23 protein-coding genes, 2 tRNA genes and 1 CRISPR repeat array are annotated in these 24201 nt (G+C 68.5%); of the genes, 10 read left to right on the plus strand and 15 right to left on the minus strand.

Features of this window, described 5'->3' with window-relative positions:
• The first annotated feature begins 26 nt into the window (after positions 1-26).
• The 3 genes from ACTMO_RS0112220 (at position 27) to ACTMO_RS0112230 (ending at position 3107) form a co-directional block, all read left to right on the plus strand.
• Positions 27-266 (plus strand): acyl carrier protein, encoded by a 240-nt coding sequence (locus tag ACTMO_RS0112220; RefSeq protein ID WP_026449159.1) that lies wholly within the window; start codon positions 27-29, stop codon positions 264-266.
• A complete protein-coding gene (locus ACTMO_RS0112225) occupies positions 263-1510 on the plus strand; it encodes a beta-ketoacyl-[acyl-carrier-protein] synthase family protein (protein WP_026449160.1) in 1248 nt (415 codons plus the stop codon). Before ACTMO_RS0112220 ends, ACTMO_RS0112225 begins: the two co-directional genes overlap by 4 nt.
• Positions 1511-1670: 160 nt before the next feature.
• Complete coding sequence (locus ACTMO_RS0112230) at positions 1671-3107, plus strand: acyl-CoA carboxylase subunit beta (RefSeq protein ID WP_019854981.1); 1437 nt, start codon at positions 1671-1673, stop codon at positions 3105-3107.
• 147 nt (positions 3108-3254) lie between these two features.
• Here the strand turns inward: ACTMO_RS0112230 and ACTMO_RS0112235 are convergent, their stop codons facing one another.
• From ACTMO_RS0112235 to ACTMO_RS0112245, 3 genes are read right to left on the minus strand one after another with little or no spacing between them, the layout of a single operon-like run.
• The gene (locus ACTMO_RS0112235) at positions 3255-3857 is read right to left on the minus strand and encodes a hypothetical protein (protein WP_026449161.1); all 603 of its coding nucleotides are present in this window, start codon (positions 3855-3857) and stop codon (positions 3255-3257) included.
• A 57-nt stretch (positions 3858-3914) separates the two neighbouring features.
• Positions 3915-4550, minus strand: coding sequence for a response regulator (locus ACTMO_RS0112240; protein WP_019854983.1), 636 nt, complete (start codon positions 4548-4550; stop codon positions 3915-3917).
• A complete protein-coding gene (locus ACTMO_RS0112245) occupies positions 4547-5755 on the minus strand; it encodes a sensor histidine kinase (RefSeq protein ID WP_019854984.1) in 1209 nt (402 codons plus the stop codon). Before ACTMO_RS0112245 ends, ACTMO_RS0112240 begins: the two co-directional genes overlap by 4 nt.
• Positions 5756-6030: 275 nt before the next feature.
• Here ACTMO_RS0112245 and ACTMO_RS0112250 point away from each other — a divergent pair, with 275 nt between their 5' ends.
• Positions 6031-7119, plus strand: coding sequence for an FtsX-like permease family protein (locus tag ACTMO_RS0112250; protein WP_019854985.1), 1089 nt, complete (start codon positions 6031-6033; stop codon positions 7117-7119).
• Complete coding sequence (locus ACTMO_RS0112255) at positions 7116-7817, plus strand: ABC transporter ATP-binding protein (RefSeq protein ID WP_019854986.1); 702 nt, start codon at positions 7116-7118, stop codon at positions 7815-7817. Before ACTMO_RS0112250 ends, ACTMO_RS0112255 begins: the two co-directional genes overlap by 4 nt.
• A gap of 74 nt (positions 7818-7891) precedes the next feature.
• On the opposite strand, the gene ACTMO_RS0112260 is transcribed toward ACTMO_RS0112255, so the two are convergent.
• The 4 genes from ACTMO_RS0112260 to ACTMO_RS0112275 form a co-directional block, all read right to left on the minus strand.
• A complete protein-coding gene (locus tag ACTMO_RS0112260; protein ID WP_026449162.1) occupies positions 7892-8395 on the minus strand; it encodes a DUF3145 domain-containing protein in 504 nt (167 codons plus the stop codon).
• Positions 8396-8741: 346 nt separating this feature from the next.
• The gene (locus ACTMO_RS0112265; protein WP_026449163.1) at positions 8742-9488 is read right to left on the minus strand and encodes a hypothetical protein; all 747 of its coding nucleotides are present in this window, start codon (positions 9486-9488) and stop codon (positions 8742-8744) included.
• A 126-nt stretch (positions 9489-9614) separates the two neighbouring features.
• The gene (locus ACTMO_RS0112270) at positions 9615-10634 is read right to left on the minus strand and encodes a hypothetical protein (RefSeq protein WP_019854989.1); all 1020 of its coding nucleotides are present in this window, start codon (positions 10632-10634) and stop codon (positions 9615-9617) included.
• Entirely contained in the window at positions 10631-11125 is a 495-nt protein-coding gene (locus tag ACTMO_RS0112275; protein WP_019854990.1) for a SigE family RNA polymerase sigma factor, read from the minus strand. Before ACTMO_RS0112275 ends, ACTMO_RS0112270 begins: the two co-directional genes overlap by 4 nt.
• Positions 11126-11510: 385 nt before the next feature.
• Between ACTMO_RS0112275 and ACTMO_RS0112280 the strand changes: the two genes are divergently transcribed.
• Positions 11511-12344 (plus strand): LLM class F420-dependent oxidoreductase, encoded by an 834-nt coding sequence (locus tag ACTMO_RS0112280; RefSeq protein WP_019854991.1) that lies wholly within the window; start codon positions 11511-11513, stop codon positions 12342-12344.
• 376 nt (positions 12345-12720) lie between these two features.
• The gene (pobA, locus tag ACTMO_RS0112285) at positions 12721-13896 is read left to right on the plus strand and encodes a 4-hydroxybenzoate 3-monooxygenase (protein WP_019854992.1); all 1176 of its coding nucleotides are present in this window, start codon (positions 12721-12723) and stop codon (positions 13894-13896) included.
• Between the two features lie 231 nt (positions 13897-14127).
• On the opposite strand, the gene ACTMO_RS0112290 is transcribed toward pobA, so the two are convergent.
• Positions 14128-14520, minus strand: a complete 393-nt coding sequence (locus ACTMO_RS0112290; RefSeq protein ID WP_019854993.1) for a hypothetical protein — start codon at positions 14518-14520, stop codon at positions 14128-14130.
• 343 nt (positions 14521-14863) lie between these two features.
• Between ACTMO_RS0112290 and ACTMO_RS0112295 the strand changes: the two genes are divergently transcribed.
• Entirely contained in the window at positions 14864-15937 is a 1074-nt protein-coding gene (locus ACTMO_RS0112295; protein ID WP_026449165.1) for a hypothetical protein, read from the plus strand.
• On the plus strand, positions 15934-16962 hold the full coding sequence (locus ACTMO_RS0112300; protein WP_026449166.1) for a hypothetical protein: 1029 nt from the start codon (positions 15934-15936) through the stop codon (positions 16960-16962). Before ACTMO_RS0112295 ends, ACTMO_RS0112300 begins: the two co-directional genes overlap by 4 nt.
• A gap of 510 nt (positions 16963-17472) precedes the next feature.
• Positions 17473-17947: direct repeats of the CRISPR family, unit length 37 nt; unit sequence GTTGCGATCCTCGCCAGCCCCGAAAGGCTGGCGCCAC.
• 234 nt (positions 17948-18181) lie between these two features.
• Here ACTMO_RS0112300 and ACTMO_RS0112310 read toward each other — a convergent pair.
• From ACTMO_RS0112310 to dnaG, 7 genes are all read right to left on the minus strand, one after another.
• Positions 18182-18670: a DddA-like double-stranded DNA deaminase toxin gene (locus tag ACTMO_RS0112310; RefSeq protein WP_019854995.1), complete on the minus strand. Its 489-nt coding sequence runs from the start codon at positions 18668-18670 to the stop codon at positions 18182-18184.
• 32 nt (positions 18671-18702) lie between these two features.
• A tRNA-Ile gene (locus tag ACTMO_RS0112315) sits at positions 18703-18780 on the minus strand.
• Positions 18781-18919: 139 nt separating this feature from the next.
• Positions 18920-19132 (minus strand): hypothetical protein, encoded by a 213-nt coding sequence (locus ACTMO_RS0112320; RefSeq protein ID WP_019854996.1) that lies wholly within the window; start codon positions 19130-19132, stop codon positions 18920-18922.
• Between the two features lie 510 nt (positions 19133-19642).
• Positions 19643-19714, minus strand: a tRNA-Asn gene (locus ACTMO_RS0112325).
• Between the two features lie 107 nt (positions 19715-19821).
• Positions 19822-20583: a trans-aconitate 2-methyltransferase gene (locus ACTMO_RS0112330; RefSeq protein WP_019854997.1), complete on the minus strand. Its 762-nt coding sequence runs from the start codon at positions 20581-20583 to the stop codon at positions 19822-19824.
• A gap of 82 nt (positions 20584-20665) precedes the next feature.
• On the minus strand, positions 20666-21211 hold the full coding sequence (locus tag ACTMO_RS0112335) for a hypothetical protein (RefSeq protein WP_019854998.1): 546 nt from the start codon (positions 21209-21211) through the stop codon (positions 20666-20668).
• Complete coding sequence (gene dnaG, locus ACTMO_RS0112340; protein WP_019854999.1) at positions 21208-23106, minus strand: DNA primase; 1899 nt, start codon at positions 23104-23106, stop codon at positions 21208-21210. Before dnaG ends, ACTMO_RS0112335 begins: the two co-directional genes overlap by 4 nt.
• Before the next feature lie 150 nt (positions 23107-23256).
• Between dnaG and ACTMO_RS20990 the strand changes: the two genes are divergently transcribed.
• Positions 23257-24198, plus strand: a complete 942-nt coding sequence (locus ACTMO_RS20990; RefSeq protein WP_019855000.1) for a sigma factor-like helix-turn-helix DNA-binding protein — start codon at positions 23257-23259, stop codon at positions 24196-24198.
• The last annotated feature ends 3 nt before the right edge of the window (positions 24199-24201 follow it).

The raw sequence follows: 24201 nt of genomic DNA on the forward strand, positions 1-24201 counted from the left end.
TCCAGTCGGAACAGGAAGGAAACAAGGTGGCGAACGAGGAAATCACGCAGGGCCTGGCGAGCATCGTCGAGGAGGTCGCCGGAGTCGACGCCGAAGAGGTCTCGGTCGAGAAGTCGTTCGTCGACGACCTGGACATCGACTCGCTGTCGATGGTGGAGATCGCCGTGCAGGCCGAGGACAAGTTCGGGGTCAAGATCCCCGACGACGAACTGGCCAACCTCAAGACCGTGGGCGATGCGGTGGACTACATCGTCAAGAACGCATGACGGTAAACGACGTTGTGATCACCGGGATGGGCGCGACGACTCCGCTCGGCGGGGACGTCGCGTCCACCTGGGACGGTTTGCTGAACGGTGCCAGCGGCGGCCGTCCGCTGGAGGAGGACTGGGTCGACACCTACGACCTGCCCTCCCGCATCGCGGCACCGCTGGCTGTGGAGCCCTCCGAGGTACTCCCCCGGGTCCGGCTGCGACGCATGGACCGCTGTGAGCAGATCGCGCTCATCGCCGCCCGGCAGGCCTGGTCCGACGCCGGTTTCGACCTGCCGGACGAGCAGCACGAGCCGGTCGATCCCGAGCGACTGGGAGTCTCCATCGGCACCGGGATCGGTGGGCCCAACACACTGCTCGAACAGCACGACCTGCTGAAGTCGCAGGGGTTGCGCAAGGTCTCACCGCTGACCGTGCCGATGCTGATGCCCAACGGGCCCGCGGCACACGTGAGCATCGAGCTCCGGGCCCGGGCGGGCGTGCACTCCCCCGCCTCGGCCTGTGCCTCCGGCGCCGAGGGGCTGGCCAAGGCACTGGACATGATCCGTTCCGGACGTGCCGACGTCGTGGTCGCGGGCGGGGCCGAGGCGTGTATCCGGCCGATCACCGTGGCCGGTTTCTCCCAGTCCCGCACGTTGAGCACCCGCAACGACGATCCGGAGGGTGCCTCCCGGCCGTTCGACGCCGCTCGGGACGGTTTCGTGATGGGTGAGGGATCCGGTGTGGTGGTCCTGGAGAGCGCCGAACACGCCGCGGCGCGCGGTGCGCGGGTGTACGCCCGGCTCGCCGGGGCCGGTATCACCTCCGACGCCTACCACATCACCGGTAACCACCCGGACGGTATCGGGCAGGTCAACGCGATCAACGAGGCCATCGGCTCGGCGGGACTGTCCACCACGGACGTGGAACACGTCAACGCCCACGCCACCTCCACGGTGGTCGGCGACGTAGGGGAAGCGGCCGCCGTGCGCAAGGCGCTCGGGGATCACGTGCTGCTCACGGCCCCCAAGGGGGCGCTGGGGCACCTCGTCGGCGGAGCCGGCGCGGTGGAGAGCATCATCACGGTGCTCTCGCTGTACCACGGGGTGATCCCGGCCACGAGGAACCTCGAGGAGCCCGATCCGAAGGTCGAACTCGAAGTGGTCGCGGGCGAGCCGAGAACGAAGCAGTTGACCGCCGCGGTCAACGACTCGTTCGGCTTCGGCGGTCACAACGTCGCGCTGGCCTTCACCCGCGCGTGAGCACCGCCGGGAGAGCAGGATCGGTGCGGACGCCGTCGTCCTCCGGCGGCGTCCGCACACCGCTCTCCCGCACGAGGGCTCCCGCCAACGAAAGCCGCGTCGGCACCGTCGAGGACGGTTCCCGGCAACACCACCCACGTATCCAGCATCGGAGTATCCCGTGACAGCGCTTGCCTCCCACACCGAAACACCGGGTGTCGACTGGGACCCGCGTGACCCCGAGCTGCGGCTCTCCCAACTGTTGGACGTCGACTCCCTGACCTTCCTGCACGACAGGGACGACAGCGGTGCCCTCGCGGTGCGGGGTCGCATCGAGGGCAGTCCGGTGATCGCCTACTGCACCGACGGGACGGTGAAGGGCGGCGCCATGGGCTCGGCGGGGTGCGGCCACATCGTGGCGGCCATCGACACCGCCCTGGAGGAGGGGGTTCCGGTCCTGGGGGTGTGGCATTCGGGTGGTGCGCGCCTGCCCGAAGGGGCCGAAGCGCTGGACGCGGTCGGCCGGGTCTTCGCGGCGATGATCCGGGCCTCCGGGCGTGTTCCCCAGATCTCGGTGGTTCTCGGTCCCGCGGCGGGCGGAGCCGCCTACGGCCCGGCGTTGACCGACGTGGTGGTCATGGCCCCCTCGGGGAGGGTGTTCGTCACCGGCCCCGACGTGGTGCGCAGCGTCACCGGCGAGGAGATCGACCAGGAAGGGCTCGGCGGCGTGGACGCCCACGGCAGCAAGTCCGGGGTGGTGCACGTGGTCGCCTCCGACGAACCCGACGCCTACGCGCGTGCCCGGCACGTGACGAACCTGATCGCGGCCCAGGGGAAGTTCGATCACACGGTTACCGGCGACAGGCAGGACCTGCGTGCGCTGCTTCCCGAAACGGCACGACGCGCCTACGACGTCAAACCCGTGATCAGGGGGATTCTGGACAGCGACCCCTCCGGGGCGAGCGTCTTCGAGGAGATCCAGGCCAAGTGGGCTCCCAACATGGTCACCGGTCTGGGGCGCCTCGGCGGTCGCACGGTGGGCGTGCTGGCCAACAATCCGATCCGCAAGGGTGGCTGTCTGGACTCACTGTCGGCGGAGAAGGCCGCGCGCTTCGTGCGGATGTGCGACTCGTTCGGAATCCCCCTCGTGGTGTTGGTCGACGTTCCCGGATACCTGCCCGGGGTGGACCAGGAGTGGGGAGGTGTGGTGCGCCGAGGGGCGAAACTGCTCCACGCCTTCGGCGAGGCCGTCGTCCCCAGGGTCACGCTCATCACCCGCAAGTCCTACGGCGGGGCCTACATCGCGATGAACGCCCGCTCGCTCGGCGCCGACACCGTGTTCGCCTGGCCGGAGGCCGAGGTGGCGGTCATGGGACCCCGCGCCGCCGTGGGGATCCTGCACCGCAAGGAGATCGCCGCGGCCCCGGAGGAGGAACGGGAGGCGCTGCAGGACCGGCTGGCCGAGGAGCACCAGCGCGTGTCCGGAGGGGTCGAACGGGCCCGTTCGATCGGCGTGGTCGACGAGATCATCGACCCCTCGACCAGCCGGGAACGGCTGGCCCGCGCGCTCGACTCCGTCCCCCCCAGGCGTGGGAACCACGGCAACATACCGCTGTGACCGCTCCCGCGTGCACGTGTGCCCCCGGGTGGGCGAAGTACACGGGGCGTCGGGAAGCCCCGCCGCCCCTCGGGGCACGTGAGGATCACCCGCCGCACGGGGTGTCCCGCCACGCCGCGGGACACCCGCCCGCGCGCCGGGGGCTTTTCAGTTCGCACACTCGTTGTGCAGCGAGCTGTCCGGGAGCCCCTGACCGAGCCTGAGCTTGCCCTCCTCGACGACGAGCTGGTACACCACACGCCACCGCAGGCAGGTCGCGGGCATGTCCTTCGGTGCGTCCTCCCTGTCCTGCACGCTGACCAGCGACATGATCACCCGCAACGTACCCTCCGGGCCACGGACGATGCGGTGGACGGTGACCGAACCGTCCCTGGTGCTCTCGTACTCCTCCCGCCACTTCCCGTAGGGCTGGTTGAGTCTCTTGGCCTGCACCACCGTGGTGCGCCACTGCTGGTAGTTGCGTTGGTTGATCGCGTCGAAGTGCCGTTGCAGCAGGTTCCGCACCACCGTGCTGTCCGGGTGCCGTCGGGCCCCGGGCTTCAGAACCACCCGCTGCCTTCCCGGCGGGTCCTGGGAGGAATCCGTGAACGGCGGTAGTTGTGCGGAGGTCTCCCCCGACGACGAGGTGGGGGAAGCGTAGAACGAGCGCGCCAACACCCCTCCCCCCACCGAGACCGCCACGACGGCGAGGGTCAGACACGCGTTCCAGAGCAGGCGTCGCCGACGACGGAAACCGGTTCTCGGTGGCACGTCACGAGCGTGCCATACGCCCGAACCCGCCCGGAGGGGCTCTCACGGGCAGAGGAGTCACCCGCTTCGGATGATCCCCCGCCGCAGGGCCGTGGTGATCGCGGCGGTGCGGTTGTCCACACCCAGTTTGTCGAAGATGTGCACCAGGTGGGTCTTGACCGTGGCCTCGCTGATGAAGAGTTCCCGGGACAGGGCCCTGTTCGACAGCCCCTGTGCCAGCAGCCGCAGGATCTCCACCTCACGCGGGCTCAGGGCCTCGCCCGGGGATCTCAACCGGTCGAACAACCGGGAGGCCACGTCCGGCCCCAGCGCTGTCTCCCCCGCCGCGGCCGACTTCACCGCGGCACGGAGCTGTTCCGGTGGGGCGTCCTTGAGCATGTAACCGGTCGCCCCCGCCTCCACCGCGGCGAGGATGTCCGCGTCGGTGTCGTAGACGGTCAGCACCAGCACGGCGGGCGGGTCGGGCAGCGAGGTGATCTCCCTGGTTGCGGTGACACCGTCCATCCCCTCCCCCATCTGCAGGTCCATCAGCACCACCCGCACCTCCGTGTGCCGCAGCACCTCCAGGGCGGCCTCACCGTCGGCGACCTCGGCGACCACCAGCATGTCGGAACTGTCCTCGAACATGGCCCGTAACCCGCTGCGTACCACCGGGTGATCGTCGACGAGCAGCAGCCGGAGCGGTTCGTTCACCGGTCCACCTCCTCCCCGAACGGCAGTCGCACCGCGACCACGGTGCCACCGCCCTCCGCGCTCTCCACGCTCAACTCACCACCGAGCAGCTCGACACGCTCGCTCAACGCGGACAGCCCGTAGCCGGTGCCGTCCCCCCGCGCCTGGCCGAGCACGGAGGGGTCGAATCCCACCCCGTCGTCGTAGACGTCCAGCGTCACCTGCTTGGTCAGATACCCCAGGGTCACCATGGCGGTGTCGGCGCGGGCGTGCTGGACGACGTTGGCGAGACTGGCCTGGGCGGCCCGTAACAGCGCGATCTCGTACTCGGGAGGCAGCGCCACCGCCTCGCCGTCCACCCGCAGGCGGCAGCGCAACCCGGACTCGCGTTCGGTTCGGGCGCACAGCCTCCGCAAGGCGTCCCCGAGGCCGGCCTGGCGCAGGGCCGGAGGCCGCAGCTCACGCACGAACCCCCTGGCCTCCTCCAGGTTCTCCGAGGCGGTTCGGCGGGCCTCGGCGATCCGGGAACGCGCCTGCTCCGGACTCTCGTCGAGGCTCGACTCGGCGGCACGCAGCAACAGCACCACGCTGGACAGCCCCTGGGCGAGGGTGTCGTGGATCTCCCTGGCCAGCCGTTCGCGCTCGGCGGCGGCCCCCGCCTCGTGCTGGGAGGCAGCCAGTTGGGCGCGGGTCTCACGCAGGTCCTCGATGAGGCGTCGCCGCTGTTGGCTCTCGGTGTGGACGGCGGCATACCCCCAGGCCATCACCACGGCGAACACCGCGCCGAGACTCGGGCCGAGCACCATGGCCACGCTGACCTCGTCGGTGTGGAGCACCTGGGTGGTGACCACCAACCCCGTGATCACGGCCACGGCCGTCACGGCGTGGACTCTGCGCAACAGGTGCAGGTGCAGGAAGAACAGCGGGAAGGCGATCCAGGAGAAGTCGGGGCTTGCCAGCAGGAGCAGGGCCCACAGTCCGGTCACACCCGCCAACCAGACCAGTGCGGCACGGCGTCCGTGGGCACGGTGGGGTGGCAGGGCACCCACGGTGTAGAGCGCCGCCAGCGCCACCGCCCCGCCCAACGCGGCGAAGGTCGTGGTCCCGGCGTCGCGGGTGCCGAGCAGCCGCACGGTGGCTATGCCGAGCAGCAGGTAGAACCCGGCGTGCAGTGCCACTCGCAGCACGCGCAGCACCACCGACTCCGCCGGATGGTGACCGTTCAACAGCGCGCTACCTCCTGGGAGTGGGGCCCGGGACGGCACGGTCCCCGACGGGCGGGTCCGGGACGATCGACGGGGGAAGGGAGTTTTCCCGGGGGCGTCACGACGGGAGTCGTCGGTACCAGTGTTCAACGAAGTCCCGGAGTTCGCATCAATCGTTCGGTTGAGTTCCGAGTCAACCCCACGGCAGGCGGGTTTCGCACTCCGGAACGATGGCAACGCGGCCGCCGCGGGCGAGGGTGGAGTCGTAAGCCCAACGGCACGAGGAGAAAAGAGCCGTGTTCGTCGCCATCAGAGACATTCGTTTCGCCAAGGGGCGTTTCACCCTCATGGGGTCGGTCGTCCTGTTGATCACACTGCTGATCGTGCTGCTCTCCGGGCTGACCTCGGGGCTGGCCGCCCAGTCCACCTCCGCCGTCAAGGAGCTGCCGGCCACCCACGTGGTGTTCGGCGGCAGCGGCTCGGAGCCACCCACGGAGTCCTTCGCGGACAGTTCCGTGACCGAACGACAACGTGACGTCTGGAGCAGCACCGAGGGGGTCAACGAGGTCACTCCCCTCGGAATCAGCACCGTCAGAGTGGCGACACCGGACGGTGCCGAAACCACGGTCACCGTCTTCGGCCTGCCCCCACGGACTCCGGCGGCCCCGAGCGGGCTCACCGAGGGCGGTGTGGTGATCAGTCACTCCCTGGCCGAGGAGGAGGGGCTGTCCACGGGAGAGCACCTCTCCACGGGCGCGGGAGAGCTCCGGATCGACCGGCAGGCCTCCTCGTCCTTCTACAGTCATACCCCGGTGGTCTGGACCAGCCTGGACACGTGGCGCGAGCTGCGCACGGCCCGCGCCCCGGGCACCGAGGCCCCGCTGGCGACCGTCCTGGCGGTGCGCACCACCGACGGGGCCGACCTCGCGGCGGCCGACTCCGCGGCCCACACGGTTTCGACCACGCTCGGCGGAAGCCTGAACGCGATCGGCTCGTTCTCCTCCGAGAACGGTTCACTACTGATGATGCAGGCTTTCCTCTACGTCATATCGGCGTTGGTGGTCGGGGCCTTCCTGACGGTATGGACCATCCAACGCAGCGGGGACATCGCCGTGCTCAAGGCACTCGGCGGATCCACCCGCTACCTGTTGCGGGACGCGTTGACCCAGTCCCTCGTCGTGCTGGTGCTGGGCGCGGGACTCGGCGGTGCCGCCGGTGTGGTCCTGGGGTGGCTCGCCTCCGGAGTCGTGCCCTTCGAACTGACCCTGTCCACGACGTTGCTGCCCGTACTGGGAATGGTGGTGCTCGGCATGGCCGGTGCCGCACTCGCGGTACGGCGGATCACGTCCGTGGACCCACTCACCGCGTTGGGAGGCGGACGATGAGTCTGACCATGAGCGGCATATCGCTGAGCTACCCGGACGGGGAGCGAACCGTGACCGCCCTGCGGGACGTCTCCCTGGAGGTGGGCGCCGGTGAGCTGCTGGCCGTCACGGGACCGTCCGGTTCGGGCAAGTCGAGTCTGCTCGCCGTGGCGGCGGGACTGCTGTCACCGACGGACGGATCGGTCCTGGTGGACGACACCGACATCACCACGCTGCCTCGTGCGGCCGTGACCCGGCTGCGGTTGGAACGGATCGGGATCGTCTTCCAACAGCCGAACCTGGTCCCCTCGCTGAGCGCCGTCGAACAGCTGCAGGTCACCCAACACATGCGTGGACTGAGCCCACGAAAGACTCGGCAGGAGTGCGAACAACTGCTCGCCACGGTGGGACTGTCCGGCAAACAACACCGCAGACCGCACCGGCTCTCCGGAGGGGAACGCCAGCGGGTCAACATAGCGCGCGCGCTGGTGACACGCCCCTCCGTGCTGTTGGTGGACGAGCCCACGGCGGCGTTGGACCACGACAGGGGCGCCGCCGTCGTGGACCTGTTGGCCGAGGTGACGCGTCAGTACGAGGTGGCCACCGTCATGGTCACCCACGACACCGAGTACCTGGACCGGGCGAACCGGCACGTGTCGATCCGGGACGGCAGGATGAGCGGCAGGGTGGTGCCGGGCGGTGGTGTGGCGGCCGGTTAGGGATCGGGGGCGAGGACGCCCACACGGCCCCCGTTACCCGTTCCGAGTCGTTCGTCCTCCGGCAGCGGCGCGGTTCAGCCCGCGCTGTGCAGGCGTTCCACCGGAGGCCCCTCTCCGGCGCCGCGGAAGGGTTCCAGTTCCTCGTCCCAGGAACCGCCCAGCAGCTCACTCGCGCGGTGGCGGAAGGATTCGGTGTCGTGCCCTTCCGCGACGAGGGTACGCAGCTGGTCCTCACCGACCACGATGTCCCCGTTGGCTCCGGTGCGTGCCCGCCAGAGCCCCAGTCTCGGGACGTGGCAGAAACGTTCCCCGTCGACGCCGGGACTGGGGTCCTCGGTGATCTCGAACCGCAGTATCGGCCAGGCCAACAGTGCGGCGGCCAGTCGTGCACCGGTGCCGGCGGGACCGGACCAGACGTGCTCGGCGCGCAGCTGTCCGGGGGCGGCCGGCTGGGCCGTCCACCGGAAAGCACAGCGGGTGTCGAGCACGCCCGCGACAGCCCGTTCCACGTGCGGGCACACCGTGCCCGGCGCGGAGTGGATGTAGACCACCCCGCTCGTAAGGTCGGACGTACTCACTGCTGACCTCCGCCCGTGCCACGAGAGACGTCGTCCACGACCCCGAAGCGAAGTTCGACGTCCACCAGTCGATCACAACAGTTCCGGCTTCGCACGCTCCACACGCACCGCGAAACCACGACCGTTTGTCCACTGAGGACTACAGTGCTCGGGAACCGGCGGGAGGACCAGTCCGAGGGCACGTCCCCGCACGGGAAAACAGCAGTTCGAAACGATTCCGTCCAGGGGACGACCCCCCTCTCTTATGTCCTAAAAGGATATTCCTCTCCGTCTGACTCCGCACCAACTCCACTCGAAAGGGGACATGACACACGATACGTCGACCGTCGTCACACCAGCCGTCGTCTCACGACTCGGTGGCTCCGTGCGTCCGCCGCCCGGGGGGCGTCGACTCCCGCTCCGGCGCCTCCTCCGCGCGCACGGGAACACGGGAAGTGCCGGACAGGCCGACCACCTCCGCGTCCGCGGCGGACAGCGTTCTCGGCGGCTGGGTGAAGTAGGGACGCAACAAACGGAACACCCCGATCGCCGGTGCGTACAACGGCACCACCGCCGAAAGAGCGGCGGCCGTGACCCCGGCACGGAGGACATCGGCGGGCAACAGACGCGGATACCTGTCCACGAACCGCCCGTTCACCAGGGAAACGAGCCACAACACGGACACGAGACCGACCAGGGACACCAGCGCCACGAGCACCGCCGGCTGGTACCCCAGATACTGGGAGGCGAGCATCACGGCCACCCAGCCCGCGAGGGCGGGGGTCTGTCCCCGCTCCGTGGTCGCCGCCCACAACAGACCACCGGCCACCGCGAGAACCATGCCCGCCCGCTGCCAGGCCCGCACCACCCGGTCACTCCAGGAAACATCGGTGATTCCCGCCCGCTCCAGCAGGTTGGTCCAGATCTCCAGGGCCGAAGGAGCCGCCTGCGGCACCAGGAACTGGCCACCTATCCACCACAGCGTCCAGACCGAGACGACGAACGCCGCAGCGTGCTGCCAGGACGGACGCTGCCCCGCCACCCGACACAGCCGGAGCACTTCCCACCAGTGTGCGCCCACCTCGATCACCCTCCGGAACTCGGAAACCGCCACACCACGGGGATCCTCACCGGCCAACCACCGGGCAGTCCATTGCCCGATCAGCGGTGTGTTCCGAACACGTTCGGTGACCGAAAGCGAGTTCCTTCCGGAAAACGGGCACACCACCGGCGAAACCGGTCACATGACGGCGGTTCCGGCGGAACACCCCGAGTCCGGGCACGGAACGGAACGCACCGTTCCCCCCTCCACCAGCCAGTTCCTGTTCCCCCCGGCGGAGACCAGCATCCGATCGGCGGTGTCGGCCGACAGTCGCAGGCTCTGTCCCACCGGAGCGCCCACACCGACGCGCACCCCGCCGGCCAGCCTGGTGCCCTCACGCGGATCGACCGTGGTGATCCGCACGGACTCCCCGTCCCCACAGGAGACGGGACGCAACACCGCCAAGCCCGTCGACGTCCACGTCACACGCGTCGGACCGCAGGAGACCACGGACCTTCCCAACCGCCGGGGTCCGTCCTCTCCCGGCACCACCGTCCGCAGCCCGACGGATCCGTCCCGATCCTGAACCACCAGCGCGAGCCTGCCGCCGGATTCGACCGCCACGTCCCGTACCACCAGTCCCGGTTCGAACCCGATCCGACGTGCCCCTCCGTCGGAGACCACCAGCACCCTGTCCTCGTAGGCCACCGCCACTCGTTCGCCCGCGGCCGCCAGGGCGGTAACCACCTCCCCCTCGGGCACCCCCTCCAGCGGTTCCTCCGTCCGGCGAGAACCCATGGCCACGACCCCGCCCGTGGCCGGGGCGACATAGACCCGATCCCGGCCCCTGGCCACCGCCACCAGGTCACCGGGATCACCGAGCTCCCGGATCACGTCGCCGGACTCCAGGGAGACCGCAACCAGGGAGCCACCGCCCGAACGGACCAGGTAGCTGTCGGGACCGATCCCCACGGGGACGGGCTCCGTGCTCCACAGGCCGTTCGGCACCACCAACGCGAACAACAGGACGACCGTGGTGGCCACCGCCACGCCGCTGCCCACGAACACGGAGCGGAGCACCATGCGACGGCGCCGCCGGGCGAGCAACCGGGCCAACGCGTTCCGTTCCGGTTCCACGCCCTCGACGAGCGAGTGCAGCCCCGCACGCAGCAAACGCTCGTCCGAACTCTCCTCGGAGGCGGCGTTTCGCTCCGTCACACGCGCTCCCTCAGCAAACTCGACAACCGCGCGACTCCGCGCGAACAGTAGGCCTTCACCGCCCCGGGGGTCACCCGCATTATTTCCGCCGCGTAAGCCTCGCTGAAATCAGCGTAGTAACGCAGTACGACAGCCTCCCGCTGACGCCGGGGCAACCGGGCGAGTGCTTCGGCGAGCACGGTCCGGTCGACCCGCTGCACGCTCTCGTCCGGAGCCGGCTCGCGCTGCACCAGGCGGTGCTGGTAGCGCTTGGACACCTGGCGCCTGCGTAACAAGGATCTCGCCCTGTTGAGCACGGCCCGCCGCAGGAACGCCAGGGCCTTGTCCCGATCGCGCAGACGGGCTCTGGAGTCGAACACACGCACGAACGCGTCCTGCACCACGTCCTCGGCTGCGGACCTGTCGTCCACGAGCAACAGGGCCATCCGCAGCAGTTGGCGGTAGTGCTCGTGGTAGAGGGCTACGAGTTCGGTCGTCAGCTCATCATCCATGTCCGTCAGTCCGTCGTCCGACTCCCGCCGGGCCGGGCGGCACCTGTCAACCGACGCATTCCGGCAGGAAGTCGTGGGCCCGACCTTCTCCACGACACCCCGACGGACACGGTCACCGACCGTGCTGCGGTGCGTCCGGAAAAGCCACGCCGGCGACGTCCCCGGAACGGGACCGTGATCTTACCCGGTCGGGAATACGCACCGGCGATCACGGTTGTTCGTCAACGTGACGGATCGGCCACGGACAGCCCGGGATCCGTCGACGGGACTCGGTGCCGCGGTGTGCGAGGCCGCGCCGGAAAAGCCGTCCCGTCGTGCCGGGGAGTCCGTGCCGGAAACGAACACACCGGTTGGGAGGAAGGCGCCGTGTCGGCGCCGAGGACACATGAAATTCGGTATCTCCACGTTCGTGACCGACGAGGGGATCGCCCCCGACGAGCTGGGCGCAGCCGCCGAACAGCGTGGTTTCGACGCGTTGTTCCTCGCCGAACACACCCACATTCCCAGCAGCAGGCGGACGCCCTACCCCGGAGGGGGTGAGCTGCCCCGGCACTACTACCGCACGTTGGACCCCTTCGTGAGTCTCACGGCGGCGGCCGTGGCCACCGAGCACATGCTGCTGGCCACCGGGATCGCGTTGATGATCCAACGGGATCCGATCATCACGGCCAAGGAGGTGGCCAGTCTGGACCGGGTCTCGGGTGGAAGAGCGATCCTCGGGGTCGGTGCGGGTTGGAACCGCGAGGAGATGCGCAACCACGGCACCGAGCCGCGGGGGCGGGGAACGCTCATGGACGAGCGGGTCCGGGCCGTCCAGCGGCTGTGGACGCGGGAGGAGGCCGAGTTCCACGGCGAGCACGTGGACATCGAACCCTCGTACTGCTGGCCCAAGCCGGTCCAACGACCCCACCCGCCGATCTACGTCGGCGGCGAGAGCCAACGCTCGGTGGAACGGGTCGCCGAGTACGGCGGAGGGTGGCTGCCCAGGGCCGGAACCTCGGACCTGTCCGGGCGGATAAACCGGGTGCGGGACCGTGCGGGATGGCGTGTCCCGGTGTCCCTGTACGCCGCCGGAGACGATCCCGCCACGCTGGAGGAGTACGAACGCGCCGGTGTGGACCGGGTGCTGTTCTACCTCCCCACGGTTGTCCGGGACGAGACGCTGCGTCATCTCGACCGGTTCGCCGAGTCCGCCCGGAAGTCACAGCTGGGGTCGTAGCCGACTGCTCCGAACGGCCCCGCCCCGGAGCCCGACGGAAGGCGGGGCCGTTCCCCGAAACGTCACAATGGACGAAGAAAATCTTACTTTTCGTTTCGGTGGAACGACACGACCAACGAGAGAACGATTCCCCACGCCGTCGTGACCGAACACACACCGGGCCATCCGTTCCGCACAGCCACGACCACGGAACAATTCGTCATCTCCTCGGAAGAATTCCCCGAACAGGCTCATCCCGACACACGAGGTCCGCGACCGAATACGAAACGCTACTCCGATAACACCCTGCTGCTTTCGCTGAGCGGAAGCCCTGTGGCTGAATTCGCATTCACGACTGAGAAGCTGAGTCAACCGCATGACGAGAGGGGAGGATGGAATGCGCACCCAGGTCGCGATCGTGGGCGCGGGTCCGGCGGGGATGCTGCTGTCCCAGCTGCTGCACCTACAGGGGATCGATTCCGTCGTGCTCGAACGGCGCAGCCGCGAGTACGTCCAACAGCGGGTCCGCGCCGGAGTTCTGGAGCAGGGCACCGTCGACGTGCTGCGGGAGGCCGACGTGGCCGACCGTCTGGAGAAACAGGGGCACCCCCACCACGGGGTCAACGTCCAGTTCGACGGGGACCGGCTACGTATTCCCCTCAGCGAACTCACCGGGGGACGCAGCATCACCGTCTACGGCCAGCAGGAGGTCGTCAAGGACCTCGCGGAACGCAGGGAACGGGACGGCGGCCGGGTCTACTACGAGGTTCCGGACGTAACGGTGGAAGGGGTTGAAACCGAAAAACCGGTCGTACGTTTCACCTCCGAGGGCCGCGTCCGAGAACTGCACTGTGATTACGTGGCCGGATGCGACGGTTTTCACGGAGTCAGCAGAACCACCATTCCCGAAAAGGAACTCACCACCTACGAACGTGTCTACCCGTTCGGTTGGCTGGGGATCCTCGCCGAGGTGGAACCGTCCAGCGAGGAATTGATCTATTCGAACCACCCCAACGGCTTCGCCCTGCACAGTCTCCGTTCCTCCACGTTGAGCAGACTGTACCTGCAGTGCGACCCCAACGAATCGATCGAACAGTGGCCCGACGACCTGATCTGGGAGGAACTGCAGACGCGTCTGGGAACCTCCGACTGGAAACTGCGCGAGGGCCCCGTCATCGACAAGAACATCACCGCGCTGCGCAGCTTCGTCTCGGAACCCATGAGGTACGGAAGACTGTTCCTGGCGGGTGACTCGGCCCACATCGTTCCGCCCACCGGTGCCAAGGGGCTGAACCTGGCCGTGGCCGATGTGGACCGGCTGGCTCGCTCGCTGACCGACTACTACCACCACGGGAGCACCACGGGGCTGGAGACGTACTCCGAGGAGTGCCTGCGCAGGGTGTGGCGCGTGCAGCACTTCTCCTGGTGGATGACCTCGTTGACCCACCGCTTCGACGGACCGGACGCCGCCTACGACCGCAGGCTGCAACGTTCCCAGTTCGACTACCTGCGTTCGTCGACGGCGGCGGCCACCACCCTCGCCGAGAACTACGTGGGACTGGCAGCGGTCTGACCCGCCCCGCCGAGGCTCCGCCCGGACCGCTGGGAGGCCGGGCGGAGCTCCCCACGGCTGACTCCGAGGGACTCGCGCCCGGCCTTCGCCGGTGTCGGCGGGCCGTCGGCGGCGCTTCGCCCCGGTAGCCACCCTTCGCGAGCGCGCCTCACCCACACCTCGGGCACTTCGGTGGGCCACCGCCCTGCGGCGGGATGGTCGGTCCTCCGCATATGGGGCACATCCTCGGTACTACTCCTGTTCCCGGTGCGGCTCCGAGCAGTCCTGCGCGGTGACCGCCTCCACCCAGAGATCCATCCGGTCGTGCTCGCAGCCGAAGGAGAGATAGAGACTGTCGCCACGCGAAGCCGCGAGCTCGTCCTCGAACAGGTCCCGTTCCAGGTGGCGTTCGTCCCCGAGCACTCCCCACCCCGCTCCGGAGCCGAGCAGTTTCACCGGCCGCGCGGGCAGATAGACACGTTTCATCCGGTACAGCCATTCGGCCACCGCACGTGGACTGCACAACACGCGGTCCGGCGTGCGCCGTAACCGTCCCGCACGGGTGGAGGGAAAACCCTGCTCCCGTACCTCCACATAGGCGTGCCAGTGGGTTCCGAGCCGGTGCCACTCGTCGAAATCACGCATCGGTGTCGCTCTCCTTCGACGCCGGGACAGCGTCGACCCACCCGAGGCGGCACACTCCGGTGGTCGATCCAGGATTCGGGTTCCCTCTTTTGAATCGATACAGTATCGTGAATCACACCCCGACGACGGAACCACCCCGAAAACTTTCCAGGAAGAATCTTCTTGTGGTGGCCCCGGAGGACAGCCCCCGAAGACGCACTCCACGGTTGCCTGCTTACCGCCGATCGACGGATTGATCAACATCGTGTGTCGGTTCGGTCCGGAACGCGCCATGCTCGGAGCGAACGTGACTGTTCGACGCCAAAGCGGCCCACAGTGCGGCGTGACTTCCTATGATCCGGACATGGTGTCTGATGCCGCGCGGGCAAGGACTCGTTTACACAGAGCCGCGAAGGCGGGCGAGGTCCTGGACGTCACCGAGGAGCCCGCTCGCGAGGTTCCGGCCGCGGCGATTCGGGAACTGCTGTTCGGCCCCGAAGCCGGGAAACTCGATCCACGCGGGGTGTGGCTGCGGGGAGCACGGATCACCGGCGTACTGGATCTGACCGACGTCCGGGCCGTGGTTCCGTTGGTGCTGCACCGGTGCGAGTTCGAGGAGGTCCTCACGGGCACACGGGCCCATCTGCCGCACCTGGATCTCTCCGCGAGCACACTGGTCGGTTTGGACGCGAACGACCTGGTGTGTGAACACGACGTGGGGTTGGACGACATCCGAAGCGCCGGGATCAGTCTGGTGGACGCCAACATCACCGGCGATCTCAGTCTACGCGGAGCCCGGTTGGTCGCCGGGGAGGTTCCCGCCCTGGACATCGAGGGGGCCCTCATCGGCGGCGATCTCTTTCTCCATCGGGATTTCGTCGCGGAGTCGCACAGCCGGCGGGGTACGCTGCGACTACTCGGGGCCAGTGTCACCGGTCAACTCAGTCTGGGTGGGGCGCGGTTGACCGCGAGCAACGGGCCGGCCCTGGCCGCCGACCGAGCCACCGTCGGAGAAAGTTTCTTTCTCAACGAGAGGTTCACCGCCGAATCCGACAGCGAACGAGGCACCCTTCGACTGCCGGGGACCGGCATCACCGGTCAGGTGAATCTGGGCGGTGCCCACCTCAGAGCCACCAACGGCCCCGCCCTGCACGCGGATCGGGCCACCGTCGGCAACAACCTGTTCCTCGACGAAGGCTTCGTCGCCGAGTCCGACAGCCAGCGGGGTACCCTGCGGCTGCCCGGAGCCACCGTCACCGGCCAACTCAGCCTGCGCGGGGCACGCCTGATAGCGAACAACGGGCCCGACCGAGCCAGCCTCGGTAACAACCTGTTCCTCAACGAAGGCTTCGTCGCCGAATCCGACAGCACCGAGGGCACCCTCCGGCTGCCCGGAGCCACCGTCACCGGCCAACTCAGCCTGGGGGGGCGCGGTTGACCGCGAGCAACGGGCCGGCCCTGGCCGCCGACAACCTCGCCGTAGGAAACAATCTCTTCCTCAACGAAGGCTTCGTCGCCGAATCCGACAGCACCGAGGGCACCCTCCGGCTGCCCGGAGCCACCGTCACCGGCCAACTCAGCCTGCGCGGGGCACGCCTGACCGCGAGCAACGGGCCAGCCCTGCATGTGGAGAGAATCACCGTCGGCAACAACCTGGTCCTCGACCGGGGATTCACCGCCGAATCCGACAGCCACCGGGGGACGCTGCGACTGCTGGGAGCACATGTCGCCGGTGATCTGGAACTGACCGAAGCAACGGTGCACAACGCCGGTGGGGAACGGTTGGTGCTGGATCTACGGAGTACACAGGTCTCCGGAGACGTGGTCATTCCGCTGGACGAGTTAGTCACCGGATCCGACCGACCACGACGACTACGGGTGGACGGGCTGCGCTATCCCCTCATTCCGAAGGCGGCGAGCTACCACCAGTGGCTGCGGATGTTGAGCGGGCACACCCCCGGCTACGTCCCCCAGCCCTACCAACAGTTGGCCAATGTCCACAGCGCGGCCGGACACGAACCGGAGGCTCGGGAGATCCTCATCGCCCAACAACGCGACCTGCGCCGCCGTGGCGAACTCGGCGGTTGGCTCCGCAGGCTGCTGCACCGGCTCAGCGGTACCTTCATCGGCTACGGACACCGCCCCTTCCGGGCACTGGGCTATCTGGCCGGACTGTGTGTACTGACCGTCGGGCTGGTGCTGCTGGCGGGGCTGTTCGGCCTGGCCGTACGCACCCACCCCGACACCGGGGTGTGCTCGGCGGCCGAAAGCATCGGACTCGGCATCGACACCGCCATACCGCTACTGAAAACCGGGGGCGGACAACGCTGCGAGATCGCCACCACCACCAACTGGGGCCAAGCCCTTTATCTCAGCCGATACCTGTTCACCGCGCTCGGCTGGGCCTTCGCCACCCTGTTCGTGGCCGGATACACCGGACTCATCCGCAAAAACACCGGATAGAACCGGCACGGTTTCCTCCCGCCCGGGAGAACACGGTGGACGGAGGGTCCCCTCGTCGGAGACACAAGAACCGTCCGGAAATCTGCGAGGAGCACGAGCACAAGCGGCGGATCACCACGCCGTGAAACCAGAATCGGGCAAAACCGTCTTCGAACAGCTGTGAACCCGGCCGGAAAGGGACAGGTGTGGGGAGGATCGTGGTCCGATCCTGGTTAGGCCGCGCCCTCGGTTGGGTCCCGTCGGGCGTGGTTGGTTGTCGTTGTGGGGAGGGGTGCTGCCCGCCGCCCGACCTCGTCGTGCCCGTCGTCCATCAGAGGCGCGTACCGCTCGGTCGTCTGGTGACTGGCGTGGCCGAGCAGCTTACGCCCCTCCGGCGAGATCCCCGTCGCAACAGCCACGACGCGTACGTGTTCCGGAGGTCGTGGGGGCGGACATGGCCAATCCCGGTGTACTTCAGCGCCCACGCCCACTCACTGCGACCCCGTCCACCTCCTGTTCGGACGGGAAGTCGTTGCGATCCTCGCCAGCCCCGAAGGGCTGGCGCCACTACCGGCACCACCAGGTACTGGACGAACTCGGCGTGTTGCGATCCTCGCCAGCCCCGAAGGGCTGGCGCCACTCGACGACCTCAGGAACGTGCTGTTCGGAGTCGCGGTTGCGATCCTCGCCAGCCCCGAAAGGCTGGCGCCACTCCATTCGCCAGAGCAGTTCGCGGACGGTACAACCGTTGCGATCCTCGCCAGCCCCGAAAGGCTGGCGCCACATCCCCGTGCACACCCTCTACCAATGGCGCAGCCGCGGTTGCGATCCTCGCCAGCCCCGAAAGGCTGGCGCCACCCGTCCAGCAGCCGCACCCGCACCGAGTCCCAACAGTTGCGATCCTCGCCAGCCCCGAAAGGCTGGCGCCACATGCGTTGGCCTTCTTCAAAACCCTGGCCGACACTCCCGGTTGCGATCCTCGCCAGCCCCGAAAGGCTGGCGCCACGGCAGATGAGCAGGGATGTCCGGGATATCCACACTGGCGCTGTGACCATCCCGTGACCGACACGCCGAGCAGAGGCTTGGGAACCTCCCGGCGTGTCGACACACACTTCCCCTCCCCAACCACCGAGTCCCCGCCTGCGCGGGGGTACATGTCCCGATTTTGCCTAAAACCGGCCCACCACGGCCCGTACTTCTCGCTGCGGACACAGCACTGTCGTACCCGGACAGGGAGCGGTCAGTACCACTGGCCAGGCTGCCATACCACCAACGTGGCCCCTTGGGGCAGGATCGCGGTCACGGCGGCCTCACAGTTCCGTTCACCGGGACACATACGATTGTTCAGCACGATGAGGTCGCGGGCACGCCCGGAGACCTCCTCGCGCCCGCTGGTTTCGGTGAGTTCGGTGCCGTCCTGGTCGTAGACCAGCCCGGTGGTTTGTCCGCCGGTGTAGTCGGGCAGCCGTGAGCGCACCCGTTCGACCCAGCGGTGGTCTCCGGCCGCGTCGGTGGGGACGCGGTCCAGCGTGGACGGGTGCGGCAGGCTCGGCGGGGGCTGCTCGCCGCTCACGCCGAGGGTGGCCAGATAGCCCACCACGTGCCCGCGGGTGCTCTCGGACAGGGCCAGCACGTCGTCGACGAGTTCACGGGCGTGCTGGAACAGCGCCACGGCCTCGGCCAACTCGGCCGTACTGCTGCCCGTTTGCTGCCCGCGAGAAATCCGCACGGACGAACCGGGCGGATTTTCCCCCGGTGTTGTGGTGGGACGGGTGGGACTTGAACCCACGACAAGACGAATTATGAGTTCGCTGCTCTGACCTGCTGAGCTACCGCCCCGCGCGGACCGTACGCACTGATCGTATCGGGTCCGCTGCCCCCTGGTGCGCCGGGGTCCGCGTGACTCCAGGGTACCGTTCCCACGAAAAGATCGGCGCACCCGAAGTGCGCCGATCCCGTGATCCAGTCCGGCGGGCTCTCAACGGCCGATGAACATCGTGATGTCGAACGAACCGGTCAGCTGGCCGATGATCACGGTGGTCGCCAACAGCGCACTCACCCCCGCCGTTGTCAGCAACGCCAACATGACCAGGTAAACCAGCGCCTTGAGCGGCTTCGGCAGTCGGCTCACCGACGAGAAGTCGGGCAACGAGAGCTGCCGAGGATCCTTTCCGATACCGGGTGCGGACATGATATCTCCCCCGTTTCCTGCGATCCCCTGTCATATTCCCTCGCCCCGGGGACGAAGAGCGAGGAGGCCACGTTGTGTTCTCGCGGCAACGAATCGATCGCGACAACCACTCTACTCCGGCGGTCTCTCCCACCTGGAGGCAGCGATCAAGCCGTGTACTGCACAAATAAACGAACGGTCACTGTCGCCGCACCCACAAGATCGTCAATGGACCACGGATCGTTACCCGAGACTGACCTTTCCGACACCGATGCACCCGATCGGATGTATCCGGGATGATGGCACTTCGATGCGCAGCACCCCGCCGGAAAACCGAAAACCGGAGAACACCGTAGGATCCGACGTCTGAGGACGACTGGGAAAGGCGCGGGGCACCTCTTCTCGTCCCTTCCCGGAAACGGACGATCCACGCCTCAACGGACAGGAGACATTCCGGACGGTCCCGTACACACTCCTCGCCGGGGAAACCCGGGACACACAAAGAAGCCCAGGCTTTCACCTGGGCCCTTGCTCCTCCGGCTGGACTCGAACCAGCAACCTTTCGGTTAACAGCCGAATGCTCTGCCATTGAGCTACGGAGGAATGTTTTCTTTTCTCCCAGCGCCCCGCGCTGACGTCATCTACTGTAGCGCACCCGCGAACCCGCCCGAACACCCCCCTCCCCTCGCGGCAAAATCCCTGCTCAGAACCTATTCGCGCCATGCGACGACGAAGATCCGCCGGAACGGGAACCACGTGGACCCGTCGGCCTCGCGCGGATAGACCTCCCGCAGCCGCGGCGCCAGCTCGTCCAGGAAACACCGCCACCGCCGCTCGCCCAGCAACGCCCGCACGGGACGCAACGCGGTTCCGCACAACCAGTCCAACACGGGATCGGCACCGTACAGCTGGTGCGCGTAGGTACTCTCCCACGCGTCGACCCGAACCCCCGGCCCGGTCAGCCCGCGCGCGTACTCCACCGGCTCCGCCACGCACTCCGGCCCTCGCGGAACCCCTCCCAGCTCCTCGGCCCACTCCGGCTCGGTGGCCAGCCGGTACAACGTCCGGTGCGCCGGGGCGTCGAAGTTTCCGGGCACCTGCATTCCGAGAACCGCCCCCGAGCCCAGCGCACGCAGCCAACCACGAACCAGCTCCAGATGCCCCGGCACCCAGTGCAGAACCGCGTTGCAGAACACCACGTCGGTGTCGGAGGGAGGTTCCCACTCCCGCACGTCCTCCACCCGCGCGGGAACCCCGGCCGCCACGGCGGCGCGCACCATCTCCGGGGAGGAGTCCAGCGCCTCCAGTCGCGCCCGCGGCCACCTGCGGGTCAACAGCGGAGTGACATCACCGGCTCCGCATCCCAGGTCGACCACCCGCCGCGCCGGGTTCTCCCCCATCCTGGCGAGCAGATCGACAGCGGGACGCTGCCGGTACGCGGCGAACTCCAGGTACTTTTCCGGATCCCACACGGGACGTCACTCCTCGAAACCATTAACAGTACGACCGTACTGTATACGGGTTCGGCCGGAGAAGAAAGCGTGTGGGAAGAACTCACACCGAGCCGCGTTCCTCGTCCGCCAGACGCCGGGCGACCTCGTCCGCGTACTCGGCCAGGGTCTTCTCGTCGGCGTCGCGGTCCGGTCGCACCTGCAACACCGTTCCGTCCCTGCCGGGAACCCTCCGCCGCACGAAACGGGCACCGCCCATCGGCAACTCACGGTACTGGGTCGACCTGATCGAACCGGTCACCCTGGCGTGCACCACGTCCGGCAACCGGCCGGGGGCCTCCAACCGGAAACGCCGCCGGGGCAGGTCACGCAGCAACACGGCCCCTCCGGCGCTACGGTGCTCACTCGCCTCCGTCAGCACCAGCACCCCGTCCCGCCAGACGGCCCGGTTCACCAGATGCCAGCCGATCCTGCGCGAGCCGGCGGGCTCGGGAACCCACAGACCGTGGTTGGTGGCCACCAAGGCGCCCTCCGGGCTCCGTGCGGAGGCCAGCACCCGCTCCTCCGGCCCCAGCACCCCGTCGAAACGCTCCGGCAGCTCGGCGGTACCGCGCAGCCGCGCGAGCACCCGCCCGAACCAGGAGGTCATGTCACACCCTCCACCGCCTGCTGCAACAGCGACTTGTGGTACTGCTCCAGAGCGACCAGATCACCGAACAACGCCCGGTACTCCTCGGCGTTCTCCAAGGGGGAGAGCCGCTGTACCCGCGACTTGATGTCGTCGATCTGGCGGGCGACCAACCGTTCTCGGACCCTGCCGAGCACCCCGCTGACATAGCGGTGATCCTGCTCGGACTTGGTGTCCGGGGCCTCGACCGCCAACTGTGACAACAGTCGGACGGTGGTCTCGTCGGGACACTGGGCGCGCACGGCCTCCACCAGGGAGGCCCCCGCCAGCCCGGACTGGGTACCGCCCGCCTTCAACAGGGCCTCGTGCAACGCCTTGTACGCCGACTCAGTGAACGCCTCCTCGGGCAGGGAGTCGTAGACCGGACCCGCCAGGGCCGGCGCCTGCAACGCCGCCTTCAACGCCTCCCGCTGACACCAGCGCGGATCGTGACGGGCGGGCCGCTCCGGCAGGTCCGCCCCCACTTCGGTCGTACCTGCCGCGGAAGCGCGCCGCACACCCCGGCGCCGCGACTCCCGCACGGGCTCGCCCGCGTACTCCCGCACGCGGCGGACGACCTGGTTCTCGTCGTTCCAACCGGTCCAGTGCGCGAGCTGCACCGCGTAACCGGTCCGGCTGGCCTGGTCCTTGATCCGGGCGACCAACGGAACCGTTCTGCGCAGCGCGGCCACCCGTCCGTCCACCGAGTCGAGGTCGTAGCCATCCAGCAGGCTGCGGATGGCGAACTCGAACAGCGGACGCCGCCGGGCCACCAGGTCGCGGACCGCCCGGTCGCCGTGGTGCTGGCGCAGTTCGCAGGGATCCCTGCCCTCGGGGGTGATGGCCACGTAGGTCTGCGCGGCGAACTGCTGCTCACCCTCGAAAGCCTTCAGAGCCGCGTTCTGGCCCGCCTCGTCCCCGTCGAAGGTGTAGATGACCTCGCCCCGGAAGGTGTCGTCGTCCATCATCAGCCGACGCAGCACCCCGAGATGCTCCTCGCCGAAGGCCGTGCCGCAGGAGGCCACGGCGGTGGGCACCCCGGCGAGGTGCATCGCCATCACGTCGGTGTAGCCCTCCACCACCACGGCCTGGTGCCGCCTGGCGATCTCCCTCTTGGCCAGGTCCAGCCCGAACAGCACCTGGGACTTGTTGAACAGCGGGGTGGCGGGGGTGTTGACGTACTTCGCCTCGATCGGGTCCTCGTCGAAGACACGACGGGCGCCGAAACCGACCACGTCACCACCCAGATCCCGCAGCGGCCACAGCAGACGTCGGTGGAAGCGGTCGATCGGCCCCCTCCGTCCCTCCCGGGACAACCCGGCCTTGTAGAGCTCCTCCAGCTCGAAACCCTTGTTCAGCAGGTGTTTGGTCAGCCGGTCCCACCCACTGGGCGCGAAGCCGCAGCCGAAGCGGGCGGCGGCCGACTCGTCGAAACCGCGTTCCAGCAGGAACTCCCTGGCCGGCTGGGCCTCCCCGGAACGCAGCTGCTCGGCGTAGAACTCGGCGGCCAGTCGGTTCGCCTCCACCAGTCGGGTCCGGGTACCGGGCTCACGTCTGCTCGTGGGCTCTCCGCCCTCGTAACGCAGCCGCACTCCCACCCGGTCGGCCAGGCGCTCCACGGACTCGACGAAACCGAGATGCTCGGTCTTCATCAGGAACGCGATCACGTCGCCGCCCTCACCACAGCCGAAGCAGTGGAAGGTCCCGTGGTTGGGGCGCACGTTGAACGAGGGGGTCTTCTCGTCGTGGAAGGGGCACAGCCCCTTCAACGCACCCCCTCCGGCACGGCGTAACGCGACGTACTCACCGACGATCTCGTCGATCCGGTTGAGTTCGCGGACTTCGGCGATGTCGCTCTCCCGGATTCGTCCCGCCACATGGTCAGTCTAAAGGGTCCTCGCGGCAGGGACCCGTGATGGTCGCCGGAGTGCTGACGCCGTCGGCGGCGGGGCTCACCCGAACACCCCGAAACCACCCGACCGAGGCATCCACCGAGCACACCCGGGTTCTTCGGGCAGAATCGCGGTGTGCGATCCACGGAAGACGTCCTCGCCACGGAGTTCGACGAGCAGCGCGCTCGGTTGTTCGGACTCGCCTACCGACTCACGGGAAGCATCTCGGACTCCGAGGACGTGGTGGAGGAAACCCGGACGCGGCTCAGCGGCCTCCCCGGCACCGAGGCCCCCGAAGGGGACCGTCCCGAAGTCCAAACGACCCGAACCGTGGCCGCCCTCGCCCTGGAGCGGGCTCGGCTGGCGGTCAGCCGCCGGAAACACTACGTGGGCCCGTGGCTTCCGGAACCCATCGTGACCGAGCACCACTGCCCGGCCACGAACCCGCTCGGCAGCGTGGTGCGGGCCGAGGACGTACGCATGGCCGCACTGCGGATCGTCCAGCAGCTGCCCCCGGAACAGCGCGTGGCCCTGGTACTGCGCGAGGTGGTGGGGCTTCCCCTCACCGAGATCGCCGTCCTGCTCGGCTGCACCGAGGAGCGGGCCGGACACCACGCCTGCCGGGCACGCCGGACCGTGGACGAGGCACACCCGCCGCGACGGGTACCCGCATCCCAACAGCACGAGACGGTCCAGGCCCTGCTCGCGGCGCTCTCGGCGGAGGACCAGTGGGCGGTGGCCCGGATGCTGGACCCGCGGGTCAGCGTGCACGGGGACAGCGACGGCAAGGCGCGCACCGCGCTGCGTCCCGTGCACGGCCGGGACAGGGTCACCCGTTTCCTGCTCGCCCTGATCCGCAGATACGCCAGCTCGGCCCTGAAGAACATGCGGTCCGTGCTGGTCAACGGTGATCCGGGACTGCTGTTGCCCGGTTCGCCGGCGGGCACCCCGTTCGACCGTGCGGTGGCCCCACGAGTAGTGGGCTTCGCGGTCCGCGACGGGCGTGCCGCCGAGATCCACGACATCGTCAACCCCGACAAGCTCACCCGGGTTCGGCTGTTGGCCACGGCGCCGTGACGG

Source organism: Actinopolyspora mortivallis DSM 44261, from assembly GCF_000384035.1.
Lineage (GTDB): Bacteria > Actinomycetota > Actinomycetes > Mycobacteriales > Pseudonocardiaceae > Actinopolyspora > Actinopolyspora mortivallis.

What these genes read in the sequence shown, in the direction of transcription:
- ACTMO_RS0112295 (WP_026449165.1), top strand. Translation starts at nt 14,864, where the DNA reads ATGGTGTCTGATGCCGCGCGGGCAAGGACTCGTTTACACAGAGCCGCG.
- ACTMO_RS0112320 (WP_019854996.1), bottom strand. Translation starts at nt 19,132, where the DNA reads ATGTCCGCACCCGGTATCGGAAAGGATCCTCGGCAGCTCTCGTTGCCC.
- ACTMO_RS0112290 (WP_019854993.1), bottom strand. Translation starts at nt 14,520, where the DNA reads ATGCGTGATTTCGACGAGTGGCACCGGCTCGGAACCCACTGGCACGCC.
- ACTMO_RS0112255 (WP_019854986.1), top strand. Translation starts at nt 7,116, where the DNA reads ATGAGTCTGACCATGAGCGGCATATCGCTGAGCTACCCGGACGGGGAG.
- ACTMO_RS0112225 (WP_026449160.1), top strand. Translation starts at nt 263, where the DNA reads ATGACGGTAAACGACGTTGTGATCACCGGGATGGGCGCGACGACTCCG.
- ACTMO_RS0112335 (WP_019854998.1), bottom strand. Translation starts at nt 21,211, where the DNA reads ATGACCTCCTGGTTCGGGCGGGTGCTCGCGCGGCTGCGCGGTACCGCC.
- pobA (WP_019854992.1), top strand. Translation starts at nt 12,721, where the DNA reads ATGCGCACCCAGGTCGCGATCGTGGGCGCGGGTCCGGCGGGGATGCTG.
- ACTMO_RS0112280 (WP_019854991.1), top strand. Translation starts at nt 11,511, where the DNA reads ATGAAATTCGGTATCTCCACGTTCGTGACCGACGAGGGGATCGCCCCC.
- ACTMO_RS0112275 (WP_019854990.1), bottom strand. Translation starts at nt 11,125, where the DNA reads ATGGATGATGAGCTGACGACCGAACTCGTAGCCCTCTACCACGAGCAC.